General features: G+C 65.1%; 7 protein-coding genes. 1 reads left to right on the top strand and 6 read right to left on the bottom strand.

What is annotated here, in order from left to right; genetic code table 11:
* Nucleotides 1–5: 5 nt before the first annotated feature.
* The 6 genes from LZC95_44840 to LZC95_44865 all read right to left on the bottom strand — a co-directional run bounded on the left by LZC95_44840 (nt 6) and on the right by LZC95_44865 (nt 20,267).
* Nucleotides 6–2,801, bottom strand: coding sequence for an SRPBCC family protein (locus tag LZC95_44840; protein ID WXA93568.1), 2,796 nt, complete (start codon nt 2,799–2,801; stop codon nt 6–8).
* 14 nt (nt 2,802–2,815) lie between these two features.
* Nucleotides 2,816–4,267: a lipase family protein gene (locus LZC95_44845; protein WXA93569.1), complete on the bottom strand. Its 1,452-nt coding sequence runs from the start codon at nt 4,265–4,267 to the stop codon at nt 2,816–2,818.
* Nucleotides 4,268–4,302: 35 nt separating this feature from the next.
* The gene (locus tag LZC95_44850; protein ID WXA93570.1) at nt 4,303–11,670 is read right to left on the bottom strand and encodes a polyketide synthase dehydratase domain-containing protein; all 7,368 of its coding nucleotides are present in this window, start codon (nt 11,668–11,670) and stop codon (nt 4,303–4,305) included.
* On the bottom strand, nt 11,660–17,662 hold the full coding sequence (locus LZC95_44855; GenBank protein WXA93571.1) for an SDR family NAD(P)-dependent oxidoreductase: 6,003 nt from the start codon (nt 17,660–17,662) through the stop codon (nt 11,660–11,662). The genes LZC95_44850 and LZC95_44855 overlap by 11 nt, the downstream gene beginning before the upstream one ends.
* A 65-nt stretch (nt 17,663–17,727) precedes the next feature.
* Nucleotides 17,728–19,359, bottom strand: coding sequence for a PfaD family polyunsaturated fatty acid/polyketide biosynthesis protein (locus LZC95_44860; GenBank protein ID WXA93572.1), 1,632 nt, complete (start codon nt 19,357–19,359; stop codon nt 17,728–17,730).
* An 83-nt stretch (nt 19,360–19,442) separates the two neighbouring features.
* A complete protein-coding gene (locus LZC95_44865; GenBank protein WXA93573.1) occupies nt 19,443–20,267 on the bottom strand; it encodes a 1-acyl-sn-glycerol-3-phosphate acyltransferase in 825 nt (274 codons plus the stop codon).
* A gap of 1,042 nt (nt 20,268–21,309) precedes the next feature.
* On the opposite strand from LZC95_44865, the gene LZC95_44870 reads away from it, so the two are divergent.
* Nucleotides 21,310–22,536 (top strand): DUF418 domain-containing protein, encoded by a 1,227-nt coding sequence (locus LZC95_44870; protein WXA93574.1) that lies wholly within the window; start codon nt 21,310–21,312, stop codon nt 22,534–22,536.
* Nucleotides 22,537–22,541: the final 5 nt, after the last annotated feature.

A 22,541-nucleotide genomic window follows, 5' to 3' on the forward strand; every position in this document is an offset into this window, starting at 1 on the left:
GCACGTCAGATCGCGACGCTGGCCGCGATGCGATGTGGATCGAGGTAGGGATAGGGCTGTTTACCCGCCGCCTCGAGGGCGCGGTTGCGATCGGTGATCTCGTTGGAGATCTTTTGCAGATTCTCCTGGAAACGGCGGTGAATGTCCGGGAAGTCTTTGTCCAGCCCAGACGAATTCCAGAGCGTTTCGATGGCGGGCGTGGTCAGCAGCATGGCGAAGCTGACCTGGAAATTCGACACGAAGAAGTTCGGCAGCGCCTGGAAGTAAATGAAGTCCATCGTGATGTCGTCCTCGCCGTCGGGCATTTTCGCCATGGTGCAGTCGGGACGGTTCGGGACATACGACAGATAATCGATCTGCGGGAAATTCACCGCCGAGTGGAAAGCGCTCCCCTGGAAGATGATGTTCGTGAGCGTGCTCACGAGGTGCTTGCGCGACGTGATCGCCTTGGGGAAGCCGGGAATGTCCGCGCGATGCGGGTCGGTCATTTCCACCGCCCAGCGCTGGATGAGGGCATCACCCGCGACGGCATTGTCGTTCGCGTACACGGCATTCACGACCTCGCCGACATACGACTCGATCGCGCGCCAGATCTTGAACCCGTCGTCGCGGTAATAGTAATTCTGCACGCCGTCGGTTCCCTCCTCGTCGAAGCCACGCGCCGCGAGCTCCTCGGGGAAGGCGTTGGTATTGAAGCTGTACATCTCCCAGGCGGAGAGGAACAACTGCAGCGCCTGCGCCGTGCCCGGTGCGAACGTTCTGTCCGTGAAGGCACCCTTGGACGCGACGAGCGTCTGCCGCGCCATGTAATTGATGCCGATGGTTTGCTTGAAATGCGGCTCCAGCAATTTCCCAATCGGATGGGTCGTCTTGTAAAAGACGTTGTGGTGCGCAATGACGAAGGGCTCCATCGCCAGGTGCGCGATACCCAAGTGCGCTACGAACTGGTGGTACTGATTGTCCGCACAGGCAACTTGAATCTTCGCGTACAGGTAGCGGTTTTCCGGAGACGTCGACTTGGTGTACACCACGTTGAGTCCCTGATTACGGGTCAACTGGATGCCCACCAAATTGAGCTGGGAGTTCCCATCCTCGAGAAGCTCGCGGTATACGAGCACGATGGGTGCGTAAAACACCATATTCTCGTAGAGTTTGAGCTCCGCCAAAAGCGCATAATCGAGAATGAAGAGGCGCCGTTCCTGGATGAGTTCCTCCAGCGACTTGCCCTGCGCGCTGAGTGTCGAAAGGGCCGGCGGAATCTCCGCCAGACTTCGCACCATGCGGATCATCATGGGATGGAGGCCCTGAATGAGCTGACGGCAAAATTCCGCGTCGTCTTTCCAGTGGTCGACGACGGGGTTCGGCCGCTTCACCCAGCCGTGCAAGAACGACTCGTAGGGATCGTCGCGCCGCAAAAGCGCCTTCTTGAATCGGTCCACCAAGTCGAATTCCGAGTACGCATATTCGAGACCGCGCTGGAGCATGGCGCCCAATTGGCTCGGGACCAAAAGCTCCTGCAGCGGAAGGCCTTTGACCATGCGCGGAAGGTTCTCCAGGGGCACGTCGGGGATCTTCGGATTGCGCTGGTAGCGCTCGTATCCATAGACGTCTTGGTCCCCCTGCTTGATGCTCTCGATGACCTGCTGCGCGAGCGCCAGCGCCTGGCTGGCGAGGCCCTCGATGGTATTCTGCACACCGGCGGCCGCGCGCCCGATGTCCAGAAGCAGCGTGCCCGCGAGATCGGTGACGGATTCGCCATTGCGAAGGTGCAGCGCCGTGCCCATCGTCTGGCTCAAGTAGCGCTGCGCCACGGATTGAGCGTTTGCGAACGCCGTGTCCAGCATGCCGATCTCGAAACCGAGCTGCCCCAGCGGGGGAACGAACTTTCCAAGGCGGCTGCCCAAGGTTTTCGCCAGGGACATGGTCTCGCGCAGCACTTGGAACTCCGGACGGCACCGCAGGGCGATGAGCAGCTCGCCGGCCGCCGCCCCGTGGAGCATGACGGAGATCTGCTTCCACTCGGGGCCCACCTTCGACGGAAGTTCGACCCTTGCCGTGCCAAGCAAGGTGTCGCGCCCCAGGCTCGCGCTCCAGATCGAAATCTCGATGTTCCGATCCAACGCGCCGACGTTGAACTGCAGATTCTCGTTCCAGCGAGGGCGCGTATTCAGCGGGCGAACGCGGGTCCGCTTGGATTGCGAGGGACCGATGCGCGCCTCGACGTAGGCGTTCGGCGGCACGAGACCCCAGAGCGGGTGAAGCGACGCACCGACCACGCGCAGGTCGAGAATCTCCACCGCCGGATTGAAATACCGGGCCAGCGACTCGATGGCCCCGTAATAGGCCTGCCGCTGCGTGAGCTTGACGACCGGCAGAAACAGCGGATTCACCTTGGTCTCGGAGGACCAGCGCACCTCCGTTTCCAAGTCGTTGACCGCGTGCATTTGCACGGTGGTGATGACCCGCTCGATGGGAATGGGAACGTCGCTATCGACGAATTCGTACTGTTCGGTGTGCGTCGAATCGTCGCGCAGAATGAGCCGTTCCCGGTAGATGCGGCCATTCGACTTGAAATGCCGAATGGCGCCGACGACGTCGTGCCCCGGGGGCTGGAGCTTGACCCAATCGTAAATGGGCCACCAGCGCATGATCTCGGGCCCGAAAGGCCGGAAGAGATCCCAAACGAGCTTGATGGGCGCGCGCACGCTTCCGGCCACGATGACGTCCGCACCGGCGGGCTCGGGCTGCACGATGTCGTAGACAGGGGCTTCCGATACCTCGATCTGAGTCGAAGTCGACATTTTCAACATGGCGCTCACCTCCAGGCTCCAAAGTCAAAATCCGATGTACGACGGCGGGTGCGATCTCGATAAAGTGAGCGGCGTTTGAATAGGCTATGAAGAGCCAGGTAGTGCGGTACGAACTGCATCGCGACGCTGGCGGACACTCGGTACGCTCGCTTGAGTCCTGCAGAAACGGGGTTGAGAACTTTGGGAATACGGTGGACGCGCCATTCGGCGGCCTTCACCTCGGCGTCGGCGCTCGACATGCCGTCGAGGGCGTCGTCGTCCTCGACCGTCGCGGCCACTGCCGGCATGACCGCGCGTTTTACGTCACCATTGCCATTGCCCATCGCTTGCTTGGAGTGAAAGGCCTTGGCAACCTCCATGACGGCATCGCGAAGTTCGGGGTCGAATTGAAAGTGGACGTTGGCATCGAGCTCGCTCTGCAATTTGAGGAGTTCGGTGTAAGCCGCCGTGTGCTGGTAGATCATCTGCCCGAGATAATCTTTGAGGAAGGTGCACTGTTTGCTGCCGATGAGGGGCTTCGTCTCGTGGAGAATTTGCACGTAATCCCCGCGGGCCGCGAGGACCGTCGTGCTCCACAAGACGAGACCAATGAGCCAGTCCGGTGCAATGTCGGGATCGTAGAGTGCTGGCAGCTTTTTCAAGGCTACCTCGGCCCAGCCATGGGGAACGACGTCCAATTCGTTCCACATGCGGCACGTGGTCGCGCCCAGCTTCAAATCGTAATATTTTGCCCAATCGCGATTTCCGGGCGAGGGGCCGGCGAATGGATACACCTCGATGCGGGACTTGAGGTTGGGATCCCACGGCGGCGTTGCCACCTCGTCGGAAGCATGCTGCGTATCGGAGAGCCAGAGCGCGAGCGCCGGAGAGAGGGCGCCGCCGAGGCTGTGACCGGTGACGGTGACGGTGAGACGCGGGCTCGGATTGCGACGAACCTCGTTGGCCAGAAATTGATAAAGGGTCGAACCGGCGCCGGGGATGCCCCGGACGGGCCTCATGTTCTGCAGCGCTTGTAGCCCGCGCGCGGTACCCTGCGAGATCTTCGGTTTGAGCCCCGGCGGATGCGCATTGTAAGGCCAGGGCATCTGCCTTATCACGGCGAAGTCCTGGAGCACCCAATTGGTGATCGAGACGGGATTCGTCCCGCGGATCACGATGGCATATTGCGACGGATCGTGGACCCCTTGGACCACGAACATGAGATTTTCGTCGAAGATCGTCAAAAGCCCGTCGTAGCGCGCAGGACCCCAGATGACCTGCCAGTTGCCCGCGACAGGAGGCGTCTTCGCCAGAGCTTTGTTGATCTGTTTGAGGATCTGTGCCGAGGTTTTCGCGTCGTCCAGGATTTCGAAAATACCCAAATAGGATATGAACGAAAGCGTGAGCATGACCTGTTCACGGGTGTACGCCCCTGGGCTCCCTTCAGCATGCACCTCGTCGGCGGTGCCGTTCACCATCTTTGGACCTCCTTCTTAGTCGGTAAATAAGCGATTTAGGACGATTCGACCGAAGGACCCCTCGGGCCGAAAAGCCGAAGTGCAAGCGCAGCGAGCCACTGTTCCTCGGTGCTGCCGCCCAGCACGAGCTTTCCCGCTTTGGCGCCTTCGAGCAGGCGCTCGGTCAGCGCGGACCGGGGGGCTCGCGCGGAGTTCAACACGGAAAAGAGTACGGCGTCGCTCGCCACGACACCCGTAGCGCGGATCCATTCATGGACGGCGGATTTCAATTCGGCATTCGGCGCGCTCGGCTGCTCGTCGGAGCACGCGGGACCGAGGCCATTGATGGCATCGATGATGCACTGCTTTCGCTCTTTGAGCGGCAGGCGAATGATTTGCTGCGTCTCGATGGGGCGGCCCACCCAGATGTCTTGCCGGCCGAAGCCGACGGGGAACTCTTCGCGCTCCTCGAGGTCTTCCACGGGAAGTCCACCGCTGAAGCGCAAAGGTACGATGGGGCAGCCGACGGCGAGCGCCATGTCGAGGACCGTGGAGCTCATTCGGATCACGGGCTGCCGGCAAGAAAGCGAGCGTGTTCCCTCCACGTGAATCATGGCGCTCTTGCCGTTCGTGCGCATCTCCGAAGCGAGATTTTGCACGACGGAGATGAGCTCCGACTGATCCTCGCGGTTGAAGAAGGTCATCATGTTGGGATCGCGCACACCGGGGTACGTGAAGCAGTGGCGGATGAGGCCACCGAGCCACGAGGTGCGGTGTTCGGCCTTGGCCAACGTGATGGTGATGCTTCCGGTGAGCGCAGGAATGAGCACCGAGAACATCAGCGACTCGATGCCCACTTGGTGATTGGCGAGGTACAAAACGCTGCGGCCGCGGATCGATTCGATGGCGCGCGGATCGGTGAGGATGACGTCGCCGACGAAGTGATCGACGAGGCCGTAGAACAGGTCTTCGACGGGCCAGGCTTCGCAGGCGAAGTGTTCCCGCCAGAACCGGGTCACCGGCGAGATGTCCTTCACGGGGTCACCGGCAGGCGTGACCCGTGCGTGATCCGCAGCGCGCTCGAGACGGAGCGGGTAGCTGCGGAGCGGGCGATTCGTGGCCACGGCGGAGGCGAGATCGTCGGCCACGCGAATGTCGGCAGGGTGCACCTTGGCGCGGCGGGCGACATGTTCCTTGATGGCGACTTGTTCGAGGAGAGGGAGGTGGGGCGTGGTGTCGTAAATGCGGGTGACGTTGCCGGGGAGCCAATCGCTCTGTTGAACGGCACCGAGTTCGAGGCGGGTGCCGGAGTCCTCGTGTTGCGCGAGGCCGACACCGGGGACGTAGGTGCGATCGCGCAAGAAGGCGCGGCGGGCCTCCGGCGGGGCCATGCCGATGGGCCCCTTCGGCAGCAGGATTTCCACGAGGCGGAGCTCGGCGAGCACGCGACCGGCGGCGATGATTTGCGCATCGACCATGGGCCGGCGGGGATCGCCGTCGAAGCCGGCGAATCGGACTTCGATGCGGACTTCGCCCTTGGAGGGAAGCGGGCCGTAGAATCGCAAATAGGGAATGGCGTGGGGATAAGCCACTTGGTCATCGGGGATCTCCGGCGACCATCGGGAGAACGCTTCGTGCGGGATGGCGTGGGTCACCCCGTCGAGCAAGCCTTGGCGAAGGGTGCCCGGCGGAACGGCGTCGGCCCCGGCATCGAGCACCGCCGATGCGCCCTTGGGGCCGAGGCGGAGCGAGCGAAGCATCTGGAACGACGGCCCGTGAAAGAGCGATCCCGCTTCGTACGGAGAAGAGATGTTCTCGGCGTCGTCGAGGGGCGGCCACGGCTCGGGGAGGGTTTGCCCTTCCGGCACGTGCGCGGCATAGCCCGTGGCCACCGGCTCGAAGCGGGAAAGCGCGGCATTTTTCGACTCGCGCCATGCGCTCAAGGTGATGGCGAGGCGCTCTCGCCCGTCGCGTTCGTCGCGTTCGTCGCGTTCGTCGCGCACGTCGGTGCGAAGACGAACGGGCCCGCCCGGGAAGACGAGCCAGCGGTGGACGCGCACGTCGGTGAAGACTGCCCTTCCCTGGGCGCGCGCAGCCATGCGGTCCACCATGGACATCAGCGGCAGCGCAGGCAGGGTCCACGTCGGCCTGTGATCCTCGAGCCACGTGTCGTGGCTCGGATCGAGCACCTCCTCGCCGTCGGGCGGCTCGGACGAGGGCACGATGCGCATGCCGAAGTTCTTGGCGTTGTAGATGCACTTCCCATCGACCCAAAGCGCCGCGTCGGCGAGCACGTAACGACCGCGTTCGTCGGTGCCGACTTCGGTGATGTCGATTTCCGTGGTGATGAGGCGGTTGCTCGGCACGACCTGGCCGCGGTACTTCCACGACACCTTGCGATCGATCGCCACGGGCTCGAAGCGCGCGCCGGGGATGCCGTCCATCATGCCGCGCTCGATCATGAAGAACTGCAGCAGCTGGCAAAAGGCCTCGATGCCCAGCGATCCGGGTTGCACCGGATCTTGGAAGAAGTGGGCCTTGAAGAACCACTCCGCAGGGTCGACGTCCTTTTCACCGCGCACCCAGCCGAGGCCTTTGCGGCCGCCCTCCGGCTCGAACGCGGTGATGCGGTCCAGCATGCAGAGCATGCCGCCGGGGATGCGCGGGGCACCGTCGAAGTAACGTGCGGGGCGGGTACGCAGGTCGATGGTGTCGACCGCAGGTTGCGCCATGCGCGTGCGATCGTCGTCGGTCACGGGGAGGCCGCTCTGGTTCTCGAAGGCCTCCTTGGGGAAGAAGCCGAACACCGTGTTCATCTCGTAGATGCGCTCGGTGCCGAGGAAGCACTCCACCAGGAAGGACTCGATGATCATCCCGGCCGACTTGGAAATATTGATGATGCGGACCTTGGTCCGCAATGTCCCCGAGTCGGGGCGGATCTCGCGCGTGAGGGTGGCGGTGCCGTCGAGGTTGCGGAACATCAGGTCGATGTCCGTCGAAAGCGTGCTGCCGATGAAGCTCGCCAGCCAGCCGCAGGGCTGCAGTGCCGCCTCCATCAAGACGCAGAACGGCATGGTGCCCGCGAGGTCGAAGTACCAGGCGGAGGGAGGAATGTCGTATTCGACTTCCACCGAGCCACCGTTCTTCATGACGCCCATCTCGGCATCGACGCTCAGGACGCGCGAGACGAAATGGTACGGAGGTCCAGGAAGGCGCGCGACGCGGCGTGGACTGTCGAACCGCTCGTAGAAGGGACCGAAGGCGGTGGTGGGCCGGCCCCACGCGCACGCGAGCAGCGAGGCGTAGCCGAACGGGAAGCCCTGGTGGGTCGCCACCGGTTTGGGCTCCACGTAATTTTGGAGGCCGCCGAGCTGCTGCTGCGGAAGTCCGGGGGTGGTGGGGCTGGTGTACTTACCGAATTTCCAGGCCTCGAGCGGCCAATCCGGCACGAGCCGAATGGCGAATCGCGCGGCGTGGAAGGCTTTGACGCCGTCGACGGTGCAGAGCAAATCCGCCTTTAGCTCGGGGTGGGTACCGCCCGAGACTCCGTGGACGAAGACTTCGTACACGAGCAGCTTCGACGCGGGCGTGACCTGGCCGCGGCAACGCATCGACGAGGTGGTGCCCTGCGCGGGCTCGAAGCGCCAGCCGTCGCGATCGAGGGTGAATCCGAGGGCGGCCAAGTAAAAGGACATGGCCTGGATGCAGCCCTCGAACATGAGGGTGCCAGGCATGCACGGGTCGTTCTTGAAGTGCCCGTCGAAGAACCATTGGTCCTTGGTGATGGGCAGCTCGGCGCGGAGATAGCCACGTCCCCAAGGGCCACCGCGCACGGCGAGATCGGTCACCTTTTCGAGGAGCAGCATGCGGCCCGCCGCAATGCGCGGACTGCGAACGTGGGTGCGGGCCAGCTCGAAGCCGGGGCCGAAGCACTCGTAGATGCGGCCCTCGGAGAAGGCGCGCAAGTCGCCCGCATCGAAGCTCGACTTCGCGGGGTTCACCACGGGCGGGTCGAGTTTGGCGTTGGGGACGGGCTTGTCGGCGGCAGGATCCCAGAGGACGCCGGCCGAGTTCGCGAGCTCTTCGTCGCTGAAGAAGCCAGCCTGGCCGCCGCGCACGCGAAGTGCGGGCTTGCCGTTCACGCGGCAGTCGTAATGGAAGAAGAAGAGGCGTGTGTCGCCGTCCTGCGCGTGCCCGTCGATGTGGATGTCGTAATCGAGGACGTCGCCGGGCCGGGGCAGTTCACCTTGGTACGAGAGCTCGCACCCCAGCAAGCGATAGACGCGCTCGCCCCGGTTGAAGCGATCGATGCCCAGCCACGAAATGAGCATCAGGTCCGCCTGGCCCGATTCGATCATGATGCCCGCCGGCATGCGGCCGTCGTGCAAATACCAGCCGTCGGCCCGCACCGTGGTCTCGGTGCGAATGGTGCCCGTGCCCATCGACCCCGGCTCGGCCTCGATGCCGGTCACGCGGTCGACGAGCAAGAGCGGCGGCTCCGGCATGCGCACCTGACGCGCGTAGCGGTCCTGGCCTTCGAAGGCAGGCCCGAAGATGGAGGAGATGCGCCCCGATGCGTGCACTTCGAGCTCGGCGCGCGAGAACGTGGTCACCTTGTGCGGCACGGGCGCGGGCACCGGTACCGGCGCAGGGGCGAGAGGAGCGAGCGGCGCGCGTGGTGCAAGCGGTGCGCGGAAGCTCGGTGCCGGCGGGGCGGACGCGCGTGGAGCGCGGGCCAAGAAGTCGCTCATGATGGTTTGCTGCAAGGCAAGAAAGCGCTGGTAGGTCGCGGCCTGACCCGTGAGGTATTCCTCGTGCACGGCGGCGATGCGCGCTTGCTGCTCGCCGGCGTGGGCGAGCGCGGTGGCCAAGCGGGGCGCGACCTGCCGCGGGCGCGGGCCCGGTGCGGGGACGGCACGGGTCGGGCGCGGAGGGTCGGCTTCGGGCTCGTCGAGAATGGGCGCGAGGTGCGGCGCAGGATCCATGAATTGGACATCCCCTTCCATTGGGTAAAACAGCAAATCGCGACGGTGCGCGGCGACGGTGACGGTCGTCTCGCGGCCTTGCTGCGGGCGTGTTGCATCGACGGGGGGCAGCGGCTCCGCGGGACCGTGCGCGCGCACGGTGATATCGATCGAGGGGCCGAGAAGCGACGCCGTTCGGACGCGCGCCACACGGGCGCCCGCCCACGGCGTGACGGTGCGATCGGCCTCGAAACGCAGCCCGTGGTGCACGGACAGCACCGCGGCTGCCACGTGGAGCAAGCCTGCGGCGGCATGTGCGGTTCCGCGCGGCGCGAGGGGTTCGCGCACGTCGAGTGACGGCTCCGCCGTTTCATCGAGGACCGCGAGCACGCGATCGCCGTCAGCTTGCGCGTCCTCGAGGCGCTTCAGGATCAACACGACGGCGGCGTCCGCGGGCATGCGGTGCACCCCCAGTTCCGCGAGCGCGGTGCGGTGCACGGTCTCGTCGGAGAGATCCACCGCGCCGACCACGGCCGCGTCGAGCTCGCGCTTTTGCAGCGCGCGCACGGCGATTTCCAGCCCCGCAACGCCGGACGACTCCTCGGCCGACACGGTCATGCTCGGGCCCGCGAGATCGAGCTGGCTGTTGATCCGGTTCGCCGGGATGTTCGGCATCGTGCCCAACACGCCCGCAGACACCAGGTGCGACTGCGCAGCATCCTGCGCCGCGCTCACCCATGCCGGGTCGGCCTTCGTTCCCAGAGAGGACGCCCACCGCTCGGCCCATGAGGCGACCTTCCACCTCACGCCATAGCGCGCAACCTCGGGATCGGTGCCCATGCCGACGAGGACGGCCGTGCGCTCACGGGGAAGCGCAATCCCTCGCGCGGCTTCACGCGCGGCCTCGAGGATGAAAAGTTGCTGCGGCAACGTATGCGCGATGTCGTTGGGCGGAAATCGGAAGCCCTCGAGCGCGACGGTGATGTTCTGCCGCGCGCCCGTGCTGGGCTCAGGCGAAAAAAGCTGCGCTGTGAAATCCGTGAGGTCGCGGTCCTCGCCCATGGCGGCGAAGAGCCCCACGACGGCCACCGGCGACGCAGCCGCCGTTGCGGAGACGGCCTCCGGGATCGCGACCTGCGTGCGGGACCACGTCTCGACACCCGTCCATTGCTCGAGAAGAAGGTGCGCATTGTTTCCTCCGAAGCCGAAGGCGCTCACGGCCGCGCGACGCGGCGAACCCGTCCCCCACGGTTCGGGAGACGTCAGCAACCGAAACGGAGAATCCGTGAGCGCGTCGATGGGCGCTTCCACTCGGCGGGTCGGCGGCAAGGTGCCGGCCTCCATCGCCGAGAGAACCTTGAGCACACCGGCCATGCCGGCCACCGTGATCAAATGCCCGAGGTTCGATTTGATGGAGCCGATGGGCAGATCGCGCACGCCCTCGAAGACGCGGGACATGCTGCGCACCTCGGTGGCGTCTCCCACCGGCGTGCCGGTGGCGTGGCACTCGACCACGGAGATGTCGCTCGGCGAAAGATCGGACATCTCGTACGCGAGGCGCATCGCGCGGATCTGTCCCTCCTCGGAGGGCACCAATAGTCCGCGACCGCGACCGTCGTTGGAAAGCCCGACGCCGCGGATGACACCAAAGATGCGGTCGCCGGCGGCCACGGCATCGCGAAGGCGCTTGAGCACGACGAAGGCGGCGCCCTCCGCGGGAACGAGGCCGTCGGCGTCGCGATGGAACGGGCGACTTTGGCCCGTGCGGCTCATGGCCGAGAGCGCGCAGAAGCCGACGTGAATGAACAAGGTGTCCGATGCGTTGACTGCGCCGGCGACGAGGACGTCCGCCTTGCGGTCGTGAAGGCGATCGCACGCGAGCTTGATCGCATAGAGCGAGGATGCGCACGCCGCGTCCAACGCGAAGGCGCACCCGTCGAGGCCCAAGCCGCGCGCGGCGAGGTTCGCCGGCAAGCCGGACATGAAGCGATCGTACGCGAGCGGCCGCTCCACCCCGGCAATTTCGCGCGCCTTGCCGCGCAGGAAACCGCTGCCCTGCCGATCGAGCCAGACGCTCTCGGCGTAGCCGGCCAGCGCGCGCGTGGGAAAGGAAAGATTGCCCAGGATCAAGCCGGCGCGCGGCGAGCGGCCTTCGTAGCCGGTGGTGCGGAGCGCCTCGCGTGCGCCGTGCAAGACCCATTGGAAAACGGGGTCGAGCCGGCGCACGTCGTCGGCGGGAAGAGAGAAGCCGTTCGGGTCGAAGCCGGCACCGAAGCCTTCGACGTAGCCGCCAGCGTCGGACCACGCTTCGGTGCCGATGCGCGCGGAGTCCCAGCGGTCCTTGCGCACATGTGTGATGGCGCTCTGCCCGGCGAGCACGTTCTTCCAGAGCGACGCGGGAGAAAGCGCGCCGGGCAAAGTGCAGGAGCTGCCAACGATGGCAATCGGTTCAAATTGCATGGGCCGCGCTTTCTGGAGCCGCGTTGAGAGGTTCGCCGGGACGGAGCACATTTTCGACGCCGAGCAGCTCGCCCACGAGCCGGCCTTGCGCATCGACGAGCGCCACGTCGGCGACGCCGCGCGCATGGTGGATCTGGCGACCGTGCACGATGCAACGGATGTCGCCCTCGGGGAGGGCCTGATGGATGCGGTAGCGCGCGATGGCCATCGGCAAGGTGGCCCCGCCGAGCACGTGGCACGCCCAGAGACCGGCGAGCTGCAAAGCTCCGTCGAGGATCCCCGGATCGGTCTGGAAGGAGGGATGGCTCCAGCCGAGCTCGCGCACGCCGTGGAGGGTTCCGACCATGCCATCGCGCGAGACGCCTTCGATGGCGCGGATCATTTGGAACTTCGGCCCGTGGAAGAGGATGTGGCCGTCGTAGATCACCTTGGTCCACGGCCCGAGCGACGGCTCGGTCACCGAGGCCCGTTGCACGGTGGGTGAACTCGGCGCGAGAACGAGCGTCGCATTGTAGTGCAACGCGTTTCCGGCGCCGCGCAGCTCGGCCTGGAGCAGTTGCTCGCTCTGGCTCGGGCGAGGGCGGCACGTCACGGTGAAGACGTCACCGCCCGTGTCGTAGCGTTCGAGTTTGATCCCGCGAAGGACCTTGAGGTCACGCAGTTCGATGCACCGCGACTCGGGCCACCCGTCGTGCGCGGCACGCACGAGCCAATCGAGGGCCATCACCATGGGCAGAACGACACGGCTTCCCACGCTGTGATCGACCAGGAATGGATGCGAGCTTCGATCGACGCGCGCCTCCACGGAGGTGACGCGTTCCGGTGCTGCACCGAGCTCGCCGCCGATGACCGTGACCACTTCGTCCGGCGAACCTTGCACCTCCTGGACGAAGCGGTTTGCACCGTCTTCGATGGAGAGCAGCGGCACCTTGCGCTCCTCGAAGAGCGCTTTCAGTGCGGGGGTGACCATGCCGCCTTCCCAGGGTCCCCAGCCGATGGACTTCACCACGCACGCGCCCTGACGGCGGCGTCGCTCGGCGGAGGCGATGGCGTTGAGGACTTCGTTGGCCATGGCGTAATCGCTCTGACCGGGGTTGCCGGTGCGTGCGGCCACCGACGAGAAGAGCGCGATGAGCGCGAGCGGATCGCTCGCCGTCGCGTCGAGCAGCGCGCGCAAGCCGAGGACTTTGGTCCCGAAGACCTTGGCGAATTGCTCGGGGGTCTTTTCGGCGATGAACTTGTCCGCGAGCACCCCCGCACCGTGCACGATGCCGGTGATGGGGCCCCACGTCTGCCGGATCGAGGCGAGCGCTTCGTGAAGGCGTGCGGTGTCCTGCACGTCCACGTCGAAGTAGCGCACCTGGCCGCCGGCATCGTGGATGGCGTCGAGCGTCGCGCGGATCTCGCGATTGGCGACGATGCGCGCGACCTGCGCGCCCAACGTCGCCGGCGTAAGACTTTCACCGCGTGCGCGTGCATCGGCCAGGAGCACGCGTTTGAGGGACGCATCGTCGCGCTGGCCGCGGCATACCGCCGGTTCTTCGGTCAGCGGCGTGCGTCCGAACAGCGCCACCCGCGCACGCGTTTGGCGAACCAGCGCCACCAGCGACGAGGCAGTCACTCCGCGCGCGCCGCCGGAGACGACGAGCACGGATTGTTCATTCAGAACGCGTGTACCTGACGCGATGGCCACGGGTACACTGGCCAAGGTCGTTCGCGTGCCGTCGCCGTGCAGGCCGACTTCGCGTGCACTGCCGCCCTCGAGCAACTCGGCAGCCAGCACCTCGGCCAAGGCCTCGGCCGAGCGATCTGCGCGCTCCACGTCGATGGCTTTGACCGAGGCCTGGTTCCACTCGAGCGCGGCGGTGCGCGCCAGGGCGGCCACACCACCGAGCCATGCGCGCAGAGGCTCCTTGCCGGCGAGACCGAAGTCGCCGCCGGTGTCCTGCACCGTGACGAAGACGCCGCGCTCGTTCGAGAAGCGCTTCGCCACGGCGCGCGCTGCGTGAAAGGCCTCCGTGTCGACAGCCAGCGCCTCGTCGACGCTGGCCACCGGACGAAGCCCTCCGAGAAAGATCACCGCGTCGGCATCTGCGGGAACCTCCGCCACGACCTCCGCGGGCAGGCCCGCGCGCACCAGAGTGCGCGCGAGAGCCTGCGCCACGCCCGTGGCATCGTCCGTGACTACGACGCGCTTGGCGCCGAGCAAACCGGCTTGGGCCAAGCCCGCCGCCGGTGCCGGCCGCTCCTGCACGACGTAGCGCTGGGTGCGTGAAGTGCGCGCTTGCTCAGGCGCGCTGGGGAGAGGAGACGTTCCCCTCCCCGTCTGGACGAAAGGGCGGGCACCGCCTTCTCCAACGGCGCCGCGCTCGCGCATGTACCCCACGATCTGCCCCAGTGTCCGCAGGGCGGCCATTTCACTGGCCACGACCTCCGGCAGCCCCGGCGCACGCTCGCGCATGCCCGAGAGGATCTCGACCCGCTTGATGGAGTCGACGCCGAGATCGGCCTCGAGCTCCATGTGCATGCCGAGCATCTCGACCGGGTACCCGGTCTTGTCGGCCACGACGGTGAGCAGCAATGCTTCCAGATCCACACCCGGTGCGGGCGCGGGTGCCGCGACCGGCGCAGGCGCCTCCTTCGGTGCGGGCGGCGGCGGCGGCGGGGCCGCGTGCGTCACGACGGGCGCAACGGGCGCGGGCGGCGGCGCAGGTTGCGCCTCCACGAACGGCACCTCCTCCACCGGCGGTGGAGGCGGCGGCGGGGCCACGTACGACGTGATCAAGGCCGGTGCCGAGGCAACCGACACCGTGGACGACGGCTCGACCATCGCGGCGAGCGCCGAGTACGACGTTTCCGCCGCCTTGAGGAAGGCCATGTGGCTCTCGGCCGTGATGCGTTGGTACGTCGCATGCGCCTCGGCCATCGTGCGCTGCGCCTCCTGGTACGCCTGCAACCATGCCACTTGGGCATCGGGCGACCACGCAACGGGTTCTCGTTTCTCCACTTCCCGCGTGACAGGCGCGACATGCGCCCGCACCGGCTTGTGCATCAACGAGGACCCGTTCGTCCCGTTGGATCCATTCAGACCATTCGTTCCGTTCATTCCGTTCGCTCCGTTCGCTATGTGCACCGGCGCACGACGTTCTTCGACCACCACCCGCGGTTTGGGTTCTTCGACCACCACCCGCGGCTGCGGATGCGGCGGTGGGTACGGCTTGCCGACGTTGGCGCCGGTGATGGCAATGGCCATCTGCGGCTTCTTGCGCGCCGGCGTATCGCGCACGGGTGCGTCGTGGGACCACAGGATCGAGAAGTCCACCGCGACGCCCGCCACTGCGAGCCGGCCCAGCGCCTCATTCAAGCTCGTGACGCCGTGGCGTCCCTTGCGATCCGTCGCAATCGCACGATGCGGGCGCTCGCCCAAGGTGCGCGTGACGAAGTCCGTGAGCACCGCACCGGGGCCGACCTCCACGAAGGTCCTCACCCCGCGCTCCCACATCTTCTCGATTTGGTCGACGAACCGCACGGGCCGCGCCAATTGCTCGGCAAGGCGGGTGCGCACATCGTCCGTGTAAAGGTCCGCGTCGGTGTTCGAATACACGTCGAGCACCGGGGTCCGGAATGGCGTCTTCGCGAGGAACTCCCCGAACTGAGCGCTCGCGCCCGAGACCAGCGGGCTATGGAACGCCGTCGCCACGGGCAGGCGCTTCGCGTTGACCTTCTTCTCGGTCAGCGCGCGCTCGATTCGTTCGATGGCCTCCACGCTGCCGGAGAGCACGACTTGCGTCGGATGATTGTGGTTCGCAATGACCACGTCGGTGCCGTCGACCAGCGGGCGAACCTCGTCGATCGGCAGCGGCACCGCGGTCATCGCGCCCGGTGTCGTGGCCGCGTCACGCATCAAGGTGCCGCGCGCCCGCGCCACCGCGACCAGCGACTTCGCATCGAGCGCACCGGCCGCGCAAAGTGCGGTGACTTCGCCGAAGCTATGTCCGGCGACGGCATCCGGGTGCACCCCGGCCTCGCGCAGCACGGAAAGCGCGGCCAGGCTGGTGACGCCGATGGCCGGCTGCGCCCATTCCGTGGCCGTGAGGCGCGCGGCCTGCGCCTCGCGATCGGCATCGCTGAACACCGGGCGCGGGAACACCACCTCGTGCACCGGCACTCCGTCGAACTGCAGGGCCGCCGCATCGTCCCACACTTCGCGCGCCGCATCGAAGGCCATGGCCAGGTCGGCGCCCATGCCGACGTACTGGCTTCCCTGCCCCGAGAACAGAAACGCGATGCTCCCGTCGAGGGCCCCCTCGTCGTAGTGAATGCCGGTCGGCGTGGAGAACGCTTTCCCGCCGCCAGCATCGAGCAGCCCCGCGGCCTGTTCCAACTTGGCCACGAGTTCGTCGGCGCTGCTGGCCACCACCGCGAGGCGCGAGCCTTCGCTGCTGTCGAACCCGGCCTGCGAAGCGCGTGCGCTCGCCGAGAGTCCCGACTCTTTCACCTTCGCCACATGCGTTCGGCACGCCGAGGCGAGCTCCTTGGCCGAGGGCGCGGCGAGCACGAAAAGCTCGCTGGGCTGCGAACGCAACCGAAACGCTTTGGGCGCACTCCCCACGTATTCCTCGAGCGCCACGTGGAAGTTGCTTCCGCCGAAGCCAAAGCTCGATACCGACGCACGGCGCGCATGCGTGCTTTCGCGAATCCACGGACGCGCGTGCGTATTGAGATAAAATGGGCTCTGCTCGATTTCCAGGTTGGGGTTCGGCGCGTCCACCTTAATAGTGGGGGGCAGCACCTTGTGGTGCAGGGCCAGCACCGTCTTGAGCAACCCGGCGATGCCGGCCGACGCTTTCGTGTGACCGATCTGCGATTTGACCGATCCCAACGCGCACCACGCCCCGTTTCCGCGCGCACTCTCGCCGAAGACCTGTTTGAGTGCGGTGAACTCCGCCACGTCACCCGCCTTCGTGGCGGTGCCGTGTCCCTCCATCAATTCGACGGACTCGGGCCCGTACCCCGCTTGCTCGTAGGCACGCCGGAGCGCGCGCGCTTGCCCCTCGGGCAGCGGTGCGTACACGCTCTTGCTGCGCCCGTCGGACGATGAGCCCAACCCGCGAATGACACCGTAAATGCGATTGCCATCGCGCTCGGCGTCCTCGAGACGCCGCAGTGCCAACATGGCCATACCCTCGCCGAGCAAGGTGCCGTCCGCCGCGCTGGCAAAGGGCCGGCAATCGCCGGTCGGCGACAGGGCCGGCGTCTTGCTGAAGCACATGTACATGAGGATGTCGTTCATCGTGTCGACACCGCCCGTGATCACGAGATCGCTCTGGCCGACGGCCAGCTCGTTCATGCCCATGGAGAGCGCCGAGAGCGCGCTCGCGCACGCCGCATCCGTCACGCAATTGGTGCCGTGCAGGTCGAAGCGGTTCGCAATGCGACCGGCCACCACATTGCCCAACAGGCCGGGAAAGCTGGATTCCTGCCAGGGCACGTAATGGTTTGCAATGCGCTCGCAAATGCTCTGGGCCTCGGACTCGGCAATACCGGAGTCGCGCAAAGCCTTGAGCCAAATGGGTCGTTGCAGACGGCTCACCATCGACCCGAGTAATTCCTGACCCGAGGTGACCCCCAAGATGACGCTCACCTTTTCGCGGTCGATCGACTTGAAGGACTCGCCGACGTCATCGAGCACCTTCTGCGCCACGATGAGCGCGAGAAGCTGCGCCGTATCGGTCGCCGGCATGATGTTCGGCGGCACACCGAACTCCATGGGATCGAAATCGACCGGACCGAGGAACGCGCCGCGTTTGCAGTACGTTTTATCCGGCGCCGCTGGGTTCGGATCGTAATAGTCCTCGATCAGCCAGTGGGTCGGAGGTACCTCGGAGACCAGATCGCGACCGGCAAGAATATCGGACCAAAAGCCTTTCGCGTCGGTGGAGCCGGGAAAAAGAGCACTAATCCCGATGACCGCAATGGGAGTCTGGGACATTTCCACGCCTTTTGTGCAGTGGGCACGAAGCCGAGTTGGAGCCGAGTGGGGAGGAGGGTCTTCGCTCAGGAAAGCGGGCGAGGACGAAAGTGGAATGCAGCAGCGGGAACGGGCACACCCGATGCGCGAAGCTGCTGCGCGCGGCTGATGACGGCGGCGCCTTCCAGCAGGTTCAGCGCAATCTGCGCGGCCGAGCGATTCTCGGGATTGGCCAGAAACGACCCGCGAACCCAAGTATTGAATGCGCCCATCGCTGGGCCGCACCAGATCTGGTAATCCGCGCGCCGGGCCGGATCGCCTTCGATGGCCCATCGGCTGGACTTGCCGAGGTACCAGCGGAAGACGAGTGCCATGCGGTGTTTGGGATCGCGCTCGGCGCGCTCGACCTCGCCGGCGTCGCGGCGAAGCCAGAATTGGCGGGTCTCCGACCAGATGGTATCCAGCGACGCATTGAGCACTTCCTTCTCGAGGCGCTTGCGCGCATCGTTGGGAATGGCCTCGAGCGATGGATAGGTGACGTAAGCGTCGTAGAGACGGGCCGCCCGGGTGGCAAACATCGTCCCACGGCGCAACACTTGAACTTTCACCCCGAGCTCGAACATGTCGGCTGCGGGCGCCATGATGACGTCCGCTAGGTCGGCCTGGGCGAGCATCTGCTTTCCGGCCACGGACAATCCCGATTCGAGCGCGGCCTGGTTGATCGATCCGGTGAGCACATAATCGGCCCCCAAGGAGAAGGCCGCGGCGATTGCAGTGGGCGTGCCGAGACCACCGGCAGCGCCCACCCGCATCGGGCGCGTGTATCCATGGCGCTCGGTGAGGTCCGTGCGCAAGGCCGCAATGGAGGGAAAGAGCGCGCCGAGCGGACGATTGTCCGTATGCCCACCGGAGTCCGACTCCACGGTGATGTCCTCGGCCACGGGAACACGCTGCGCGAGCTCCGCCTCCTCGCGCGTGAGCTTTCCGCGCTCGACCAACGCCGCAAGCATATCGGCCGGCGCGGGGGACATGAAACGGGTGGCCACTTCCGGCCGCGAGATCTTTGCAAAAAGGTGAGTCCGTCTCCGGATACGTCCGTCAGGACCAACATGGAGACCGCTCGAGGCATAATGCACGACCGCCGGGGTCAATCCCATGAAGGCCGAAGCGCACACCCGTGCGACACCCTTACGAACCAAAAGGTCCGCCGCGCGCTCCTCGAGCGAGGGTTCGCTCGGTGAGTGAATGAGGTTGATCCCCCATGGCGCAGCACTGCCCAGTGTTCGTTCGAGCTCGTCCAGCGCCTTCTCCACATGAGGAAGACCGAGACCTGCCGCGCCGAAGAAGCCGAGCATGCCGCTCTTGGCCATGGCGATCACCAGCGCCGTGGTGGCGATACCATTGGCCATTTCGCCGGCGATATATGGAAATCGCGTGCGGTGTGCCTCGCAGAACGATCGATCGCCGAGCCACTCCGGGTAGAGCGGAGGCAAGCTCGCGAGCAATGCGTAACCACCCCCGTCGCGTGCACCGTTCGCCTCGCCGCCGGTGCCGACGCCGATGCGACCGCTCGATGCTTCGCGAATCACGTACGCGGGTTCGCGGACCTGCGGAATCGCGCGGAGAAGATCCTGCGCTTCGAACGCGGGAGCCGCATCCTTCGGCGACCACGTTCCCATCGTCGACAATCCATTCGTGTGCACACCGTGCCGTTGCATGACCCCTCCGAGCACACCAAAACAACGTTGTATCTTTTCCGTTTCGGAATCGTTTCTTAAAAATCGATTTCGAAACTAATTAACTAAACAGAGCCATTCGAAGGCCCCAACCCCGAAACGAAAGCGGGAGCCATTCTCGATGCCGGCAGCTTCGGCAGCTTCATCATGAACTTCGAAATCCGTGCCAACGTGTGGCTCGATGTTCGTTCGTCGAGTGTACGTTGAACACGGTCTCTTATTTTCGTGGCCATACGGTGAGCACGTTGTTTCCTTATTTCGACGGGCTCACGTTCATCACCGAGATCGCTGGCGCTCAGCTTTATGGGCTCGTGGAAAATGAATTTCCATCGAGCCGGCAACGGCAGCACCGTGAAGGGCAGCGGCAGAATCGTACCGAGGATCGGTTTGACGAAGCGTAGCGTCCACGCAACGGGCAAGCACTCTTCGCCGCCGACGATGGCGACGGGAATGATGGGTGCGCCCCGCGCGAGGGCGATGCGCAGAAAGCCCGTGCGCCACTCGCGCATGCGGTACGCGTGGAGGAACGATTTGCAATTCCCCTCGGTGCCTTCCGGGTAAACCGAGAAGACTTCCATCTCACGCGGAATCAACTCCGGCGTTCTGAGCCACGATGCGGGGAATCCCCCAAACGCCTCGAAGAACCGGCCAATTTTGGGCACATGCAGCAGTTCATCCTGAACCGCGCCCCAAGGGAGCCGATCGAGTCCAACGTTGTCCGCCAGGGCGATGGCACCAAGGAACGTGTCCATCGTGAACCAGCCAGCGTGATTTCCAACGTAGATGGCGGGACCGCTTCGAGGCACGTGCTCGACGCCCTCGACGCTGAGCGAGAGATATCCCGTTCGCAACAACGCGCGCAGCGGAGGGAACACTCGCTTCGTCATCATCTCGACATCACGTCGAGGTACTGGTCCCAAACCACGAGCATGCAGCGTGGTACCCGTACTGATACGCCGCAGCTCTTCCTCGGTTGTCACGACGGCCGCTGCCATACCCCGTCCCCGCGTAATAGCAATCACGATTGCGCGCCCCGCAATCGCGATGCAAGCCCTGTCCCCACGCCTCGGAACTCGAGGTGTTACGTCGAACGCTTGGAACGTGCAAGGAAATTATCTTGTTAACATCGAATCAATTGTTTCCGGAATTCACTTCATCCGTTGGATAATCCAATTAACTTCTTCCGATGTACCGCGGACGACTCGCACGAGAGTACGAGTCGCCCTATGCGAAACGCAGCGGTCACTCGGCTGTTTCGCATCCGTCTCGTATCGGGCTCGTTCGTGATCGCGCGATGTTTTGCCTGTGTCTCTTCACGCAACACGCAGGTCGCGGAGTGCAACGATTCTTCATTTTGACGGCGCGAGGGGCGCTTGGGGCGCGTCGATTTCGTACGCAAGGCGTCGTCGCAAGACGCTACGGGCGCGACTCATTAATGATACTCACCAGCTCGGGCGCTCTTGCGCTCGAGGTCTGCGCGCGCCGAAGCGGAACGTGTGCCCCGGGTCCTTTTGGACTGCGACATCGCATAAGCCGGCAACCGCGAGACGCCGCGACGACACCCGAACGCCGAGGAGACGTGCGCAGGACCGCAGCACACCGAACAACGTGATCGCGACGTCGACGCGTGCGACCCGATCCATCGATCGCGCGATCGCGCGAGTTGGATGATGACGAGTCCGCGAGCTGCGCGTCGACGTCCATACGCGCCGGCGAACCCGAGAGGCCGTGCGCGATGGGTGGACGCTCGCACGCGGCTTCATGGTGGAGACCGGCATTGCCTTCGGCGCGTCGTGCGGGCAGGTCCAACCGCACGAAACCCGCGGAAAAACGCGGGCGCGCCGGCAAGTCCGGTTACCACCCGGTGGATATTTCTCGTTGGGAAATCTATCGCAATCCTTGTAACGGCAAGCGACAATGGGAGGTTGCCCCATGCTGGAAGTCGCATCGCCCGAGGCCCAAGAGCGTGACGTCGATGCTTCGCGCGCAGTACCGGTCGACGCCGCCTCGCGCATCCACGACGTCGACGTGCTCCGCGGCGCGGCGCTCTTCGGCGTGCTCATGATGAACCTGGTGGACGGCTTCCGCGTCCCCTACCCGCTGCGTTTTCCGCTCCCGCCCGATCCCTCGTGGATCAATCGAGCGACCCAGAACGTGCTGGCCGTCGTTCTTCAAGGCAAGGCGATGACCATGTTCTCGCTGCTGTTCGGCGCGGGCATGTGCATCTTCTACGAGCGCGCCCAGGCCCGCGGGGCGGCCCCCACACCGTTGCTCGGGCGCCGCCTGCTCGTGCTCCTCGCATTCGGCCTCGCGCACATGATGCTCCTGTGGAACGGAGACGTACTCACGTCGTATGCCGTCTCGGGGCTCATCGCCCTTCCCTTGATCCGGAGGCGCCCGGCCATCCTGCTGGCCACCGCCGTGGCGCTGCTCGCGGGGCGCGCCTTCATTCTTTGGCTTTGGCCCACCATCGTTCCGCCCTCGGGCGGCGCCTCGGCCGAGCATTATCGCGATGCCCTCGCCATCTATGGATCGGGAAGTTACCTCGATGTTCTGAAATTCCGGGCAAGCGAAGTTTGGTATTTCGAATCTCGATTTTCTTTGTTGGAGGTCCCCACGGAGGTGAGCAATTTCCTCATTGGTGCGTGCATTTGGCGTGCGGGCATCCTCCGTCACGTCGAGCGTTACCGGCGCCCGCTCCTCTGGGTGGCACTGATTGGGATTGTCGTGGGGGCGGGATATGCCATTTTTCGCCTGACCCCGGCGGGCATGGCCTGGACTCCCCGTCCCCAGGGCGAGATTTTCCGCGCGGCGACCAGCGCGATTTTACGTGTATTTACCTTGGGTTACGGGGCGCTTCTCCTTCTATTGCTGCACCGTCCCATGACCCGCGCGGCCTTGCTGCGCATTGCCCCGCTGGGGCAAATGGCATTTACGAATTATCTATCTCATTCCTTTTTGTTCACGACGCTCTTTTATGGATATGCATTTGGCCTGCTCACGAAACTCGGGGTGGCCTCGGCGTCGGTGCTCGGCGTGGCCGTGTACATCGGCCAGTGCATTTTGAGCACGTATTGGCTCCGCTGGTTCCGATTCGGACCGTTCGAATGGGTGTGGCGCTGCCTCACCTATGGCAAGCTGCAACCGATGCGACGCTGACGCAC

Source organism: Sorangiineae bacterium MSr12523 (assembly GCA_037157775.1).
Lineage (GTDB): Bacteria > Myxococcota_A > Polyangia > Polyangiales > Polyangiaceae > Pendulispora > Pendulispora brunnea.